Source organism: Chenggangzhangella methanolivorans (assembly GCF_042648545.1).
GTDB lineage: Bacteria > Pseudomonadota > Alphaproteobacteria > Rhizobiales > Methylopilaceae > Methylopila > Methylopila methanolivorans.
Genome location: NZ_JBHRXS010000006.1, coordinates 1,239,417 through 1,254,221, shown reverse-complemented (window position 1 = coordinate 1,254,221; position 14,805 = coordinate 1,239,417). Strand labels below are relative to the sequence as shown.

Here is a 14,805-nt window from a genome sequence, read left to right as displayed (position 1 = left end):
CGAAGCGCCGTCTCGAAGCACGCGCTTGCGCTCGTCCGAGGGAGGATCTGAGCCATGCACAACGGCCACGATCACCATCACGACCATAGCGGCGGCGGGCATAGCCACAGCCATTCGCACTCTCACGGCCACGGCCACAACCAGCCAGCCGCGAAATCCGTGCAGTGGCAGACGCCGCATCTGCCGCACGGACACGCTCATCCGGACGTGGATCCGCGCAAGACCGACCTCGACCTCGTCGAGGCGGCCTTCGTCGAGGCCTTCATGCACGCTTCCGACGTGACGAGCTTCCTGCGCGTCGCGGGCGTGCCGTTTGTGGGCGAGGACGGCTCGGGCAAGCGCCTTCACCTCCTGCGGGTCGAGACCGAGGACCTCGTCGACGTCGGCGCGGTCGCGCCGCTCCTCGGCGGCGCGGGCGTGCGCTACGATCCGCTGCCCGCCAAGATGACCTCCCGCCGCCGGCGCCTCGCCTTCCTGTTCCACGACGGGCAGGCGATCCAGCGGCTTGATCTCGCGTCCGCCAAGTCGCTCGCCGACCGCAGCGAAGCCTCCTTCTTTGAAACCTCGAAGAGCTGAAGGGATAGACCCATGAGCTTCCGCACTCTCCGCCCGCTCCTTGCGGCCTCCGCCCTTCTCGTCCCGACCGCCGCCTTCGCCCATCCCGGCCACGGCGAGGCCGTGGGCTTCATGGCGGGTCTCGGCCATCCGGTCGGCGGCCTCGACCATGTGCTCGCCATGGTGATGGTCGGCGTCTTCGCCTACCAGCTCGGCGGCCGCGCGCTCTGGCTCGTGCCCGCGACCTTCGTGGTCGTGATGGCTGCAGGCGGCGGCCTCGGCATGGCGGGCATCGAGGTGCCGTTCGTCGAGACCGGCATCGCGCTCTCGATCGTCGCGCTCGGCGCGGCGGTCGCGTTCGGCCTCAAGGCGCCGGTCGCCGTCGCGATGGCCGCAGTCGGCGTCTTCGCGACGTTCCACGGCTACGCGCACGGCGCCGAGGCGCCTGAGACCGGAGGCGGCGCGGCCTATGCGGCTGGCTTCATGCTCGCGACCGCCGCGCTCCATGCGGCCGGCGTCGGCTTCGGCGCGCTGATTGGCCGGATCGGCGAGGCGCAGGGGCCGCTCGTCACCCGCGCGGCGGGCGGCCTCGCGGCGCTTGCGGGCGTCGCGATCCTCGCGGGCGCGCTTTGAAACGTCCGGGGGCCGCGCGTTCGGCGCGCGGCCCTCAGTTCGTCGGAGCCGCGGCCTCGCAGTCGCCGACGCGCTTGCCGCGCTGGACCTCGGTCATCGTCATGTTCTTGCCGCCCATGGTCATGGCGATCGAGCCCTGGAACCGGTCGGCCATGATCGAATAGAGCGCGAGCCCGCGCGCCGCGCCGCCGCCGGGGCAGCGGATCTCGAACGAGACGTCCGCGCCTTCGCGCTTCAGTTTGTCGGCGGGGCAGGCGGCCAGCGGATTGTTGGCGCTCAGCACCGGAAAAGCCGAGCCGCCGCCGACGTCCTTCAGGCAGACCTTTCGGGTCTGGACGTCGTGGTTCTCGAGATGCGGCAGGTCGAGGCGGTATTCGACCTCGTAGAGACCGTCCGGCACGGCCGGGTTCTGCGCGAGGACCGGCGACGCAAGCGTCGCGGACAGCGCGAAAGCGAACCCTCGTCCTAAACTGCGCATCGCTGCTCCCTCCCGTTTCCTCTTCCGATCATCGCCCGAACGGCGCTCTCGGCGCTCCGATTCTTGCGCCGGAACTCTTTCGATTGCGCCGCAAGCCGCGGAGCGCGCGGCCGGGCGGCCGCGGTTATCTCAGCGCCATGACCTTCGATCCGGCAAGGAGAGACGCCATGTACGCCGAGAAGATGCATGCTGAGACAATGACCGCCGACCCCGCCTCCACGATCGATCCGGCCGAGAGCGACCCGCGCTGGCGCGCGGTCGTCGAGCGCGACGCGGCCCAGGACGGCCGCTTCGTCTATTCGGTGCGCACGACCGGCGTCTATTGCCGCCCATCCTGCGCCTCGCGGCGGGCCAAGCGCGAGAACGTCGCCTTCCACGCCACGACCGAAGCCGCCGAGGCCGCGGGTTTTCGCGCCTGCAAGCGCTGCCGGCCGAAGGAGGCAGGCGGGCGTCACGCCGACAAGATCGCGCGCGCCTGCCGGATGATCGAACAGGCGGACGAGCCGCCGACGCTCGACCGACTGGCGGAGGCCGCCGGCTTGAGCGCCTTTCACTTCCACCGCGCCTTCAAGGCGGCGACGGGGCTGACCCCGAAGGCCTATGCCGACGCTGTGCGGGCGGGCAGGGTGCGGGAGAACCTAGGGAAGGCGCAGGAGAACGTCACCTCGACCATCTACGCCTCCGGCTTCAACTCGAACGGCCGGTTTTACGAGAGCGCCGACCGGATGCTTGGCATGACGCCCGGCGCCTATCGCGACGGCGGCCGCGACGCAGAGATCCGCTTCGCGATCGCCGAGTGTTCGCTGGGCTCCATTCTCGTCGCGGCAAGCCAGCGGGGCGTCTGCGCCATCCTGCTCGGCGACGATCCGGATGCGCTCGCCCGCGCGCTGCAGGACCGGTTTCCGAAAGCGGAGCTGATCGGCGGCGAGCCCGCGTTCGAAGCGCTGGTCGCGCAGGTGATCGGCTTCGTGGAGGCGCCGGGCGTGGGGCTCGACCTGCCGCTCGACATTCGCGGCACCGCGTTCCAGCAGCGGGTCTGGACAGCTTTGCGCGACGTTCCGATGGGCGAGACGGTCAGCTACGCCGAGCTCGCGCGGCGCATGGGCGAACCTAAAGCGGCGCGCGCGGTCGGCATGGCCTGCGGCGCCAACATGATCGCGGTGGCGATCCCCTGCCACCGCGTGGTGCGGGCCGACGGCGGCCTCTCCGGCTATCGCTGGGGCGCGGAGCGCAAGCAGGCGCTGATCGACCGGGAGAAGGCGGCGAAGTGAGAGAGCCTCCGCCGTCATGCCGCCCGAAGAGCCGGCGTGACGGGGAGGATCGGCGGTCTCAGCTGGCGAGTTCGCGCATGACCTTGATGAGGTCGGACTTGCCCTCGAAGCCGATGCCCGGAAGCTCCGGCATCGTCACATAGCTGTTCTCGACCCGCACGGTGTCCGGGAAGCCGCCATAGGGCTGGAAGAGGTCGGGATAGCTCTCGTTGCCGCCGAGCCCGAGCCCGGCCGCGATGTTGAGCGACATCTGGTGGCCGCCATGCGGGATGCAGCGGCTCCACGACCACCCGGCCACTTTAAGCGCCTCGAGCGTGCGCTGGTATTCGCACAGGCCGTAGGAGAGCGCGCAGTCGAACTGCAGCCAGTCGCGGTCCGGCCGCATGCCGCCGTAGCGCAGCAGGTTGCGCGCGTCCTGATGGGAGAACAGGTTCTCGCCCGTCGCCATCGGGCCGGGATAGAACTCTGCGAGGGCTGCCTGCAGCTGGTAGTCGAGCGGGTCGCCGATCTCCTCGTACCAGAACAGCGGATACTCCCGCAGCGCCTTGGCGTACGCGATCCCGGTCTCGAGGTCGAAGCGGCCGTTGGCGTCGACGGCGAGCTGCGCGTCCGAGCCGATCTCGGCCAGCACCGCCTCGATGCGGCGACAGTCCTCAGGCAGAGACGCGCCGCCGATCTTCATCTTCACGACCTTGTAGCCGCGGTCGAGATAGCCGCGCATTTCGCCGCGAAGCTGCGTGTCGTCCTTGCCCGGGTAGTAGTAGCCGCCCGCGGCGTAGACGAAGACCTTGGGATTCGCCTGCAAGCCGTGACGTTCGGCGAGCAGCCGGAACAGCGGCTTGCCTGCGATCTTCGCCACCGCGTCCCAGATCGCCATGTCGAGCGTGCCGACCGCCACCGAGCGCTCGCCGTGGCCGCCCGGCTTCTCGTTGGTCATCATCGCGGCCCAGCACTTGTCCGGGTCGATGTTGTCGCCGGCCTCGTTCAGCAGCGACTTCGGATCGGCCCCGGTGAGGCGGTCGGCGAAGCGTTCGCGGATCAGGCCGCCCTGGCCGTAGCGGCCGTTCGAATTGAAGCCGTAGCCGACGACCGGCTCGCCGTCCCGCACCACGTCCGTGACCACGGCCACGAGGCTCGAGGTCATCTTCGAGAAGTCGATATAGGCGTTGCGGATGGGCGAGGAGATCGGCTTGGTGACCTCGCGGACGTCGACGATGCGCATGGCATGCTCCTTCGTGTTTCGACGTCGGGTTTGGCATGGGTCCGCGCTCGAACTCCAATGCTGATGCCTGAAGAATCGATGCCGGATGCGCATAGCGCCGGAGGCGTGCTACACCTCGGCCGTCATGCCCGGCGAAGCCGGGTATCCACGACTTGGGCGTCGAGCTCGGCCGATGCAAAAGGAAGTCGTGGATACCCGCGCGAAAGCGCGGGCATGACGGCGGTGGCGGCGGAGACGGTGTCGATCGATGGAACTCGTCTGGCTCGAAGACTTCCTCGCCCTCGCCGAAGCGCGAAATTTCTCGCGCGCCGCCGACGCCCGGAACGTCACGCAGCCCGCGTTCAGCCGCCGCATAAAGTCCTTCGAGAACTGGATCGGCGCCGACATGTTCGAGCGCGGGCCGCGCGGCGTGTCGCTGACGCCCGCGGGCGCGCACGTGCTCGCCCATGCGGGCGAGATCGTCCGGCGCATCCACGACGTGAAGCGCGAGGTGAAGGCCATTTCCGGCCGCGAGGCCCACGCCGTGCGCTTCTGCTGCACCCACGCTCTGTCCTTCACGTTCTTTCCGGGATGGGTGCGGACGGCCGCGCCTGGCCTCGGCTCGATCCGGCTGATCTCCGACAACATGGCGGCGTGCGAGCAGGTGATGCGGCGCGGCGACGCCGAGTTCCTGCTCTGCCACCACGATCCGGAACTGCCGGAACTGTTCGAGGCCAACCGCTTCCCGAGCGTGGTTGTGGGGCGAGACCGCATCCTTCCCGTGTCTTCGCCCGACGGGGAGGGCCGTCCGCGCTTTCCGTGGCCCGGCGAAAAGGGGCGGCGAGTGCGGTTGCTGTCCTACGCCGAACAGTCCGGCATCGGCCGGATCGTGGCGGCGCGCTTCAATTCCCGCGACGCCGAGATCGCCTTCACGAGCCACCTCGGCGCGACGCTGCTCTCCATGGCCTGCGCCGGCGAAGGCCTCGCCTGGCTGCCGCTCGCGCTCGCCGAAGAGCCGCTGAGGGACGGGCGCCTGACAGTTGCGGCGGATATGGATGTCTCGATCGAGGTCGAAATCCGTTTGTTTCGCGGGGCGGGGAGGCTCGGGCCCGCGGCGGAGGCCTTCTGGACGTCGCTGAAGGGCTGAGCGCCGCCTGTATTCAGAACCTCCCTCGATCCTCATGCTGAGGAGCCGGCCGCAGGTCGGCGTCTCGAAGCACGCAGTCGCGTTCCGAGGCGGGCGCTCCATGGGCGGACTGCGTCCTTCGAGACGCCCGCTGCGCGGGCTTCTCAGGATGAGGAGCGTCGAGGGCGCGAGACGGGGAGCTATGCCTCTTCCCATGCCGCTTCGGCATGACGCGACGCCATGTCGGCATTGGACCCTTCGGCCGCACCAGGCGGATTGTTCCCTCCGAAATCAACGGACGCGGGCCGCTTGTCATGAGCCGGCGCCAGACCTTCGGGAGACACGCCCCATGCGCGAATACGCCATCGCCAGCATTCCGGCCGACGGCATCGGCCCAGAAGTCATTGCCGCGGGCGAGACCGTGCTGAAGAGCCTTGAGAAGCGGCTCGGCGACGTGACGTTCAACTTCCAGACCTTCGACTGGGGCTCGGATCACTACAAGAAGCATGGCGTGATGATGCCGGCGGACGGTCTGACGACACTCAAAAAATTCGACGCGATCTATTTCGGCGCCGTCGGCGCGCCGGACGTGCCGGACCACATCACGCTGTGGGGCCTGCGGCTGCCGATCTGCCAGGGTTTTGACCAATACGCCAATGTCCGCCCGACCAAGATCCTGCCGGGCATCACCCCGCCGCTCAGGAATTGCGGCCCCGGCGACCTCGACTGGGTGATCATCCGCGAGAACTCCGAGGGCGAATACGCCGGCGCCGGCGGGCGGGTGCATCGCGGCCTGCCCGAAGAGGTCGGCACAGAGGTCGCGATCTTCACCCGCGTCGGCGTCACCCGCGTGATGCGCTACGCCTTCAAGCTCGCGCAGTCGCGTCCCCGCAAGCTGCTGACGGTGGTGACGAAATCCAACGCCCAGCGCCACGGCATGGTGATGTGGGACGAGATCGCGGCCGAGGTCGCGCAGGAGTTCCCGGACGTGACCTGGGACAAGATGCTGGTCGACGCCATGACGGTGCGGATGACGCTCAAACCCCAGTCGCTTGACACGATCGTGGCCACCAACCTCCACGCCGACGTGCTGTCCGACCTCGCCGGCGCGCTCGCGGGCTCGCTCGGCGTCGCGCCGACCGCAAACATCGACCCCGAGCGCCGCTTCCCCTCGATGTTCGAGCCGATCCACGGTTCTGCCTTCGACATCACGGGCAAGGGGATCGCCAACCCCGTCGCGAGCTTCTGGACCGCCGCGCAGATGCTCGACCACCTCGGCGAGACGGATGGCGCGGCGCGCCTGATGCGCGCGGTCGAGAAGGTGACGGGCGCAGGCATCCTGACGCCCGACGTCGGCGGCACGGCCAACACCAAGGAGGTCACCGACGCGGTGGTCGACGCGATCCACTCGTCGAACGTGTGAGGTCTGGCGCGGAAACAACGCCGTCATGCCCGCGTCTTCGCGGGTATCCACGACTTGGGGCAGGAGCTCCACGCCCTCAGAAAGTCGTGGATACCCGGCTCCGCCGGGCATGACGGGGAGACAAGACGGACGGGGACCACCCCGGTGAAAAACAAGAAAAGGCGGCTCGATCCGCCATCATGGGAGGAACTGACATGCGCATCATCGCCGCTCTCGCCGCGCTGTGCCTCATGGCCGGCGCAGCTCACGCCCAGGACGACTATCCGAGCCGCCCCGTCACCGTGATCGTGCCCTATGCGGCCGGCGGACCGACGGACGCCATCGCGCGAATGACCGCCGAGGGCATGGGCCGGGCGCTCGGAAAACAGTTTGTGGTCGAGAACGTCACCGGCGCGGGCGGCACGCTCGCCTCGACGCGCGTCGCGCGCTCGGATCCCGACGGCTACACGCTGATGGTCCACCACATCGGCATCTCGACCGCGCCGGCGCTCTATCGGAAGCTGTCGTTCGACACCAAGACCGCCTTCGCGCCGATCGGCCTCATCTCCGACGCGCCCTCGACGGTGATCACGCGCACCGACTTCCCGGCCAACACGCTCGAGGAGCTGGTGGCCAAGATCAAGGCCGACGGCGACAAGCTGACTTACGCCCATGCCGGTCTCGGGGCGTCGTCGCATCTCTGCGGGGTGCTGTTCCAGTCCGCCATCGGCGCGCAGATGACGACGGTGCCCTACAAGGGCAACGGCCCGATCATGACCGACCTCATGGGCAAGCAGATCGACATGACCTGCGACCAGGCGACGAACACCACCGGTCCGATCACCGAGGGCAAGGTGAAGGCCTTCGCGGTGACTGCGCCCAAGCGCCTGACGCAGCTTCCGAACGTGCCGACCACCGGGGAGGCGGGCCTCAAGGGGTTCGAAATGTCGACCTGGCACGGCATCTACGCGCCGGCCGGGACGCCGGACGCGATCATCCAGAAGCTCTCCGGCGCGCTGCAGACGACGCTCGCAGATCCGGCGCTGCAGGAGAAGTTCGCCAAGATCGCGACGACGGCCGCAACCAAGGATCAGGCGACGCCTGCCGCGCTTAAGGCGCGGCTGATCTCCGAGATCGATCGCTGGGGCCCGGTGATCAAGGCCGCGGGCCAGTTCGCGGACTGACGTCGTGACCTGATAGAAGCCAACAGCGTGCTTCGAGACGCCCGCCCCGACCGGGCGGGCTCCTCAGCATGAGGATCGTTTCGGTCTCGATCCTCCACGCTCCTCATGCTGAGGAGGCTGCGCGAGCAGCCGTCTCGAAGCACGCACTCCCTCTCGGCCGCCCGACGGCCACTGAACGAGCAGGATGTGAAGACAATGCCCGACACCAACCGCGTCTACACCATCGCCAACATTCCCGGGGACGGCATCGGCAAGGAGACGGTTCCGGAGGGCGTCCGGGTGCTCGAGGCGGCGGCCAAGAAATTCGGCTTCGAGATCCGCGGCTCCGACTACGACTACGCCTCGGCCGATTACTGGCTAAAGCACAAGCGGATGATGCCGGAGAACTGGAAGGAGGACATCGCGCCCAAGGACGCGATCTTCTTCGGCGCGGTCGGCTGGCCGGCGGTTCTGCCCGACCATGAATCGCTCTGGGGATCGCTGATCCAGTTCCGTCGCGAGTTCGACCAGTACGCCTCGGTGCGCCCCGCGCGGCTGATGCCTGGAGTGAAGTGTCCCCTTGCGGGCCGCAAGGTCGGCGACATCGATTTTTACGTCGTGCGCGAGAACACGGAAGGGGAGTATTCGGCGATCGGCGGGCGCATGTTCCCCGGCACCGAGCGCGAGGCGGTCATCCAGGAGACGGTCTTCACGCGCACCGGCGTCGACCGCATCATGAAATACGCCTTCGAGCTGGCCCGCACCCGGCCGCGCAAGAAGGTCACCTCGGCGACCAAGTCCAACGGCATCGCGATCACGATGCCCTATTGGGATGAGCGCTTCGAGGAGATGCGGGCGCAGTATCCCGACATCGAGACCGACAAGTACCACATCGACATCCTGACCGCCTTCTTCGTGCTGCGACCGGAAAAGTTCGACGTCGTGGTGGCCTCGAACCTGTTCGGCGACATCCTCTCCGACCTCGGCCCCGCCTGCACCGGCACGATCGGCATCGCGCCGTCGGGCAACATCAATCCGGAGCGCAAGCACCCCTCGCTGTTCGAGCCCGTGCACGGCTCGGCGCCCGACATCGCGGGTCAGGGGATCGCGAACCCGATCGGCCAGATCTGGTCGGCGGCCATGATGCTGGAGCATCTCGGCGAAGTCGAAGCCGGCAAGGCGATCGTCACGGCGATCGAGACCGTGCTGGCGGACGAGCGGCTGCGCACCCGCGACCTCGGCGGCAAGGCCGACACGGTCACCTGCGGCAAGGCGGTGGCGGACGCGCTGTCGTGAGCGAGCTCCGCGAGATCGGGCCGGATCCCTTCCTCGAAGGGTTCCGGCTGGTCGACGTCGAGCTCGGCGACGGCGTCACGATCCGCGCGGCGATGGCGGGCGAGGGTCCGCCGCTCGTGCTGCTGCACGGCCACCCCCAGACGCATATCACCTGGCGCAAGATCGCGCCCGAGCTCGCGCGGCGCTTCACGGTCGTCTGCCCGGACCTGCGCGGCTATGGCGACAGCGCCAAGCCCGAGGGCGGCGAGGGCCACGTCAACTATTCCAAGCGCGCCATGGCCGCGGATGTCGTGGCGACCATGCGGGCGCTGGGCCACGAGCGCTTCGCGATGGTCGGCCACGACCGGGGAGGGCGGGTCGGCCACCGGCTCGCGCTCGACCATCCGGAAAGCCTGACGAAGCTCTGCGTGATCGACATCGCGCCGACCGCGACGATGTACGCCCGCACCGACAAGGATTTCGCCAGCCGCTATTTCTGGTGGTTCTTCCTGATCCAGCCCGCGCCGCTGCCCGAGCGCATGATCCTGGCCGACGTCGAGTTCTTTCTGCGCGAGCACGTCGAGCGCCAGAACAAGATCCCTGGCGCGACCGAGGAGGCGGCGTTCCAGGAATATCTGCGCTGCTACCGCTCGCCCGAGGGCGTCCACGCGGTCTGCGAAGACTATCGCGCCGCCGCGACCATCGACCTCGAGCACGATGCGGCCGACGCGGAAAGCCGCGTCGCATGCCCGCTCCTTGCCCTGTGGGGCGCGCGCGGCGTGGTCGGCCGGACGTATGACGTCCTCGAAACCTGGCGCGAGAAGGCGGTCGACGTCACCGGCCGCCCGCTCGACTGCGGCCACACGCTGCAGGAGGAGCTGCCCAAAGAGACGCTTCGGGCTTTGCTCGACTTCCTGTCGTCCGAGGGCGCGTCCCCGCGATCGGCCTGAGCGGTCGCCGATCGTCCGGCCGCGACGGCCTTGGGCGCCGCCGCCGCTCACCAGCGCGGCGCGAAGCCAAGGTCTCCCGCGATCAGGTCGGACGCGCGTTCGCCGATCAGGACGCAGGGCGCGAGCGTGTTGCCGCCCGCGATCGCCGGCATGACGGACGCGTCGGCGACGCGCAGGTTCTCGACGCCATAGACCTTCAGGCTGCCGTCGACGACGGCCATCGGATCACGCCCCATCCTGGCGGTGCAGGACTGGTGGAAGTAGGTGCCGGCCGCGTTCCGCAGGAAGGTCAGCTGCTCCGCGTCGGCCAGCGGGCCGGGCATTAGCTCGCGCTTCACGAAAGGCCGCAGCGTTTCGGAATTGCCGATCTCCCGGCAGAGCTCCAGCGCGATCCTGAGCGCCGCGACGTCCGCCGCCTCGCTCAGGAAATTGGCGTCGATGCGGACCGGGTCTTCAGGGCGCGCGCCCGTGAGCGAGACGCGGCCGCGGCTCTTGGGACGGATCAGGCCGGGCGCCAGCGTGAAGGCCAGCGACGGATCGGTCGGCAGCCCATAGGCGGGGCCGGTCACCTCGGAGCCGAAGGCCGTCTCCTCCAGCATGGGCTGGAGGTCGGGCGAGGGCAGAGAGGCGTCGCTTTTGCAGAAGAAGGTGAACTCCGCCGAGTTGTTCCGCGGCGGCTCCGGGGTCCGGTATTCGAACACGCAGCCGCCGACGAGGATGTGGTCCTGAAAATTGCCGCCGACGCCGGGCAGGCGTTGCGCGACCTCGATCCCGTGGCGCTTCAGCTCCGCCTCGTCGCCGACGCCTGACAGCATCAGCGTCTTCGGCGTGTGGATCCCGCCAAGCGACAGCACGACCTCGCGACGGGCCTCCACGAGCCGGATTTCGCCGCCGGACTCGAATTCGACGCCTGTGGCGCGGCCGCCTTCGATCCGGACCCGGCGGACGGTCGCGCCGGTCAGGACGGTCAGGTTCGGCCTTTCCATCTGCGGGGCGAGATAGGCGCGCGCGGTCGAGACGCGCGTTCCGTCCGGCGCGACGTTGACGTTGGCGATCGCGCAGCAGCCGTCGCCGGCCATGGCCTCGGCGTTGTGGTCGTCGACGCGCGGGATCCCGAGCGCCGAGGTCGCCTCCAGCAGCGCGCCGACCACCGGGACAGGATCCTTCGGCAGCGTGATGGTCATGGGCCCGGACGCGCCCCGCATCGCGGAAGGCGGTCCGTCCCAGCTCTCGATCCGCCTGTAGAGCGCCACCGCGGAATCAAAGCCCCAGCCGGCGTCGCCGGTCTCGGCCTCCCACAGATCGAAGTCCGCCTTGTGGCCGCGCGCCCAGACGAGCCCGTTGACGCTCGATCCGCCGCCGAGCACGCGGCCCATCGGCAGCGGCGCGCGGCGGCCGTTCAGCCCGGCGCAAGGCTCGGAGGCGAAGCGCCAGTCGCGCTCGGAGCCGATGTTGCGCATCCAGATCCTCGGATCCGTCACCTCGACCACGTCGCCCGGGCCGCCGGCCTCGAGAAGCAGCACGCTGACCTCGCCAAGCGAGGCGAGCCGCCCTGCGATCACGCAGCCGGCCGCGCCGCCGCCGCAGACGACGACGTCATAGGACTCTTTGACAGGCAGGGTCATGCGCAGGCCACCGGAGGTTCGAGGCGGAAAAGATCGCGGGGCGCGACTTTTGCAGGGTTGATCACGCCGACCCGCCATGGCGAGGTCGCGTGGAGGAGCCGACCGAGCCGATGAGCGTGACAGAGCCGGAGATCGCCGAGCCGACCGAGGAGGCCGCCGAAGGCTGGCGCCTTCGGCCCCTGCAGGCGCGGCCGGGCTTCCTGATCCGCCGGCTGCACCAGATCCATGTCGCGCTGTTTCTCGAGGAATGCGCGTCCGAGGGACTGACGCCGGTGCAGTACAGCGTGCTGACGGCGCTCGACCAGATGGGCGCGGTCGAGCAGGCGGCGCTCTCGCGCGCCGTGGGGCTCGACCGCACCAACGTCGCCGAGGTGATCGTGCGGCTGGAGCGCCGCCGCTTCGTCCGCCGCAAGCTGTCGCCCGAGGATCGCCGGATGAAGCTCGCGATGCTGACGGACATCGGACGAGCGGCGCTGAAACGCGTCGAGCAGAGCGCCTCGCGGGCTCACGAGCGCACGCTCGCGGCCCTGCCGCCGGAACGGCGCGAACGGTTCCTCGAGGATCTGGCGGCGCTCGTCGAGAACAGCAATTCGATGAGCCGCTCGCCGGTCGTCGGCTGACGGCCGCGCCGCGCGCGAAGCGCCACAGCAGGCTCTCCAGTCAAAATCATCAGTACCATGACGATTGCCTTTCGATGAGGCGCCGGGCGTGAGCAGGCGTCACGATTCTGGTCATGGCCGCCCGACAGGTTCCCGCTAGACGTCGCCGCTAGCCGGCCGCGCCCGCTGTTTCCAGCGCTTGGCATGCAACTTGATTGCCAGAATTTGTCTAAGTCGGCTTCCGGATCGGTCCGGCGTCGCCCGCCAGGCGCACGTCCGCGACTGCTCCGACGACAAATAGGACGTACACTGATGACTGTGGTGCGGTTCGAGGCGGTGACGAAACGATACGCCGGCGTGGAGACGCCGGCGGTCGCCGATCTCAACCTCGTCTGCGGCGACGGCGAGATGCTGGCGCTGCTCGGGCCGTCCGGCTGCGGCAAGAGCTCGACCCTCAAGATGGCGGCCGGGCTCGAGGATCTCTCCGAGGGCGAAATCCGCTTCGACGACGAGCCGGTGTCGCGGCTCGAGCCCGGCGCGCGCAACATCGCGATGGTGTTCGAGGACTACAGCCTCTACCCCCGCATGAGCGTGCGCGAGAACATCGCGTTTCCGCTCTCCGCCCGCGGCGTCGATCGCGAGACCGCGAAGGCGCGCGTCGACGACGCGCTCGCGCTGCTCGGCCTGACCGGCATGGCCGACCGGCCCGTTGCGGGGCTTTCGGGCGGCGCGATGCAGCGCATCTCGATCGGCCGCGCGCTGGTGCGCGACCCGCGCCTCATCCTCTTCGACGAGCCGCTCTCCCATCTCGACGGCGACCAGCGCGTCCAGCTTCGCACCGAGATCAAGCGCCTGCAGAAGACGCGCGGCGTCACCTCGATCCTCGTCACCCACGACCAGACCGAGGCGACCGCGATGGCCGACCGCATCGCGGTGATGCGCCACGGCGTGCTGCAGCAGGTGGATACGCCCGAGGCGATGTATGAGCGGCCGGCCAACGTGTTCGTCGCGAACTTCATCGGCGAACCGCCGATGAACATGCTCGCCGGCCGGCCCGCCGACGACGGCGCCGTCTTTGTCGAGGCGTTCGGCCGCTCCTTCGCCGTGTCGCCGCTGAGGGCGGCGCTCGCGCAGGCGCGCGGCGACGACCTCATCGTCGGCATGCGGCCCGAGCACCTTGCGATCACGCGATGCGACGGCGTGAAAGCCGACGCGATCGTCAGCTACCGCGAATGCCGGGGCGACGCGGACTCGCTGGTTCTCGAGCCGAGGACCGGCGCGGACGTCGACATCCTCGTCGAGATCGCAGGTCCCTCGGACGTCCGGCCCGGCGACTTCGTCTGCGTGTCGATCGCGCCCGAAAAGGTCCACCTGTTCCATCGCGCCAGCGAACGCAACGTGGAGCGGCTCGCATGAGCGGCCTCGCGCTCTCGGGCGTCGCCGAGCGCTTCGGCGAGACGCTCGCGCTCGACGGCGTGAGCTTGTCCGTCGGCCCCGGCGAGGTGCTGGCGCTGACCGGTCCCTCGGGCGCCGGCAAGACCACGCTCTGTCGCGTCGTCGCGGGCCTCGAAAAGCCGGACGCCGGCTCCGTGCGGCTCGGCGGGCAGTCGATGGAGGGCGTCGCGCCGGGCAAGCGCGGCGTCGCGTTCCTGTTCGAGTCCTACGCGCTCTATCCGCATCTCACCGTCCGCCAGAACGCCCTGTCGCCCCTCCAGGCTCCCGGAAGCGCGGTTCCGCGCGACCGTCATGACGCGACGGTCAAGGAGGTGCTGACGCTGCTCGAGATCGCGCATCTCGGCGATCGGCTTCCCGTCGCGCTTTCCGGCGGCCAGAAGCAGCGCGCCGCGCTCGCCCGCGCGCTCGTGCAGGCGCCGCGCGCGCTCCTGCTCGACGAGCCGATCTCGCATCTCGACGCCAAGCTCCGTCACAAGCTGCGCGGCGCGATCCGCAAGCGCCTGATGACGCGCGACAGCCCGTCGATCTGGGCGACGCCGGACGGGCTCGAGGCGCTCTCGGTCGGCGACAAGGTGGCGGTGATCGACGGCGGCCGGATCGAGCAGGTGGGAACGCCCGAGGAGATCTGGCTGCGGCCCGCGAGCGTCACGGTCGCGCGGCTGATCGGCGATCCGCCCATGAGCGTGCTCGGCGGCGAACTCGTCGAGGAGGCCGGCGCGACGTCGTTCCGGCGCGCAGGGCTTCAGATCGCGCTGCCGAACGGCATGGCGGCGGCGGCGCGCGGCAAAACCGTCTGGCTCGGCCTTCGCGCGTCGGAGCTTGCGCTTGCGCCTGCGGGCGCGGCCGGCGCGGTCACGGGCGAGATCTACTCGCACGAGCCCTTCGGCAAGCACGAGATCGTCACCTTCAGCGCGAGCGACGGCGCGCAGATCAAGATCAAGACGCGCGACGCCGCGCAGGTCCGGATCGGCGAGGCCGCGGGCCTTTCCTGTCCGCCCGCCGCGATCGCGCTGTTCGACGGGGAAACCGGCAGGGCGATTTCGGCCTCGGCCGCGTGAGGAACTGAAACAGC

General features: G+C 69.4%; 14 protein-coding genes. 11 read left to right on the top strand and 3 right to left on the bottom strand.

The window, feature by feature from the left end; genetic code table 11:
• Positions 1-54: 54 nt before the first annotated feature.
• Entirely contained in the window at positions 55-576 is a 522-nt protein-coding gene (locus ACFOWB_RS17475; RefSeq protein WP_261403411.1) for a hypothetical protein, read from the top strand.
• Positions 577-588: 12 nt separating this feature from the next.
• Positions 589-1,188 carry a HupE/UreJ family protein gene (locus ACFOWB_RS17470; RefSeq protein WP_261403410.1) on the top strand — a complete coding sequence of 200 codons (600 nt, stop codon included), beginning with the start codon at positions 589-591 and terminating at the stop codon, positions 1,186-1,188.
• 34 nt (positions 1,189-1,222) lie between these two features.
• On the opposite strand, the gene ACFOWB_RS17465 is transcribed toward ACFOWB_RS17470, so the two are convergent.
• The gene (locus ACFOWB_RS17465; RefSeq protein ID WP_261403409.1) at positions 1,223-1,666 is read right to left on the bottom strand and encodes a DUF3617 domain-containing protein; all 444 of its coding nucleotides are present in this window, start codon (positions 1,664-1,666) and stop codon (positions 1,223-1,225) included.
• Between the two features lie 167 nt (positions 1,667-1,833).
• On the opposite strand from ACFOWB_RS17465, the gene ada reads away from it, so the two are divergent.
• Positions 1,834-2,937, top strand: a complete 1,104-nt coding sequence (gene ada / locus ACFOWB_RS17460) for a bifunctional DNA-binding transcriptional regulator/O6-methylguanine-DNA methyltransferase Ada (RefSeq protein WP_378148555.1) — start codon at positions 1,834-1,836, stop codon at positions 2,935-2,937.
• Between the two features lie 58 nt (positions 2,938-2,995).
• Here the strand turns inward: ada and ACFOWB_RS17455 are convergent, their stop codons facing one another.
• On the bottom strand, positions 2,996-4,159 hold the full coding sequence (locus tag ACFOWB_RS17455) for a mandelate racemase/muconate lactonizing enzyme family protein (RefSeq protein WP_261403408.1): 1,164 nt from the start codon (positions 4,157-4,159) through the stop codon (positions 2,996-2,998).
• 247 nt (positions 4,160-4,406) lie between these two features.
• Between ACFOWB_RS17455 and ACFOWB_RS17450 the strand changes: the two genes are divergently transcribed.
• The 5 genes from ACFOWB_RS17450 (at position 4,407) to ACFOWB_RS17430 (ending at position 10,054) form a co-directional block, all read left to right on the top strand.
• Entirely contained in the window at positions 4,407-5,285 is an 879-nt protein-coding gene (locus tag ACFOWB_RS17450) for a LysR family transcriptional regulator (protein ID WP_378148551.1), read from the top strand.
• A gap of 328 nt (positions 5,286-5,613) precedes the next feature.
• A complete protein-coding gene (locus ACFOWB_RS17445; RefSeq protein ID WP_261403406.1) occupies positions 5,614-6,687 on the top strand; it encodes a tartrate dehydrogenase in 1,074 nt (357 codons plus the stop codon).
• Positions 6,688-6,881: 194 nt separating this feature from the next.
• Entirely contained in the window at positions 6,882-7,850 is a 969-nt protein-coding gene (locus ACFOWB_RS17440; protein WP_261403405.1) for a tripartite tricarboxylate transporter substrate-binding protein, read from the top strand.
• 195 nt (positions 7,851-8,045) lie between these two features.
• Entirely contained in the window at positions 8,046-9,125 is a 1,080-nt protein-coding gene (locus ACFOWB_RS17435) for a tartrate dehydrogenase (protein WP_378148548.1), read from the top strand.
• Positions 9,122-10,054 (top strand): alpha/beta fold hydrolase, encoded by a 933-nt coding sequence (locus tag ACFOWB_RS17430; protein WP_378148546.1) that lies wholly within the window; start codon positions 9,122-9,124, stop codon positions 10,052-10,054. The genes ACFOWB_RS17435 and ACFOWB_RS17430 overlap by 4 nt, the downstream gene beginning before the upstream one ends.
• Before the next feature lie 47 nt (positions 10,055-10,101).
• Here the strand turns inward: ACFOWB_RS17430 and ACFOWB_RS17425 are convergent, their stop codons facing one another.
• The gene (locus ACFOWB_RS17425; RefSeq protein ID WP_378148544.1) at positions 10,102-11,679 is read right to left on the bottom strand and encodes a GMC family oxidoreductase; all 1,578 of its coding nucleotides are present in this window, start codon (positions 11,677-11,679) and stop codon (positions 10,102-10,104) included.
• A gap of 110 nt (positions 11,680-11,789) precedes the next feature.
• On the opposite strand from ACFOWB_RS17425, the gene ACFOWB_RS17420 reads away from it, so the two are divergent.
• From ACFOWB_RS17420 to ACFOWB_RS17410, 3 genes are all read left to right on the top strand, one after another.
• Positions 11,790-12,299, top strand: coding sequence for a MarR family winged helix-turn-helix transcriptional regulator (locus ACFOWB_RS17420; RefSeq protein WP_261403404.1), 510 nt, complete (start codon positions 11,790-11,792; stop codon positions 12,297-12,299).
• 291 nt (positions 12,300-12,590) lie between these two features.
• Entirely contained in the window at positions 12,591-13,694 is a 1,104-nt protein-coding gene (locus tag ACFOWB_RS17415; protein WP_378148542.1) for an ABC transporter ATP-binding protein, read from the top strand.
• Positions 13,691-14,791, top strand: a complete 1,101-nt coding sequence (locus ACFOWB_RS17410; RefSeq protein ID WP_378148539.1) for an ABC transporter ATP-binding protein — start codon at positions 13,691-13,693, stop codon at positions 14,789-14,791. Before ACFOWB_RS17415 ends, ACFOWB_RS17410 begins: the two co-directional genes overlap by 4 nt.
• Positions 14,792-14,805: the final 14 nt, after the last annotated feature.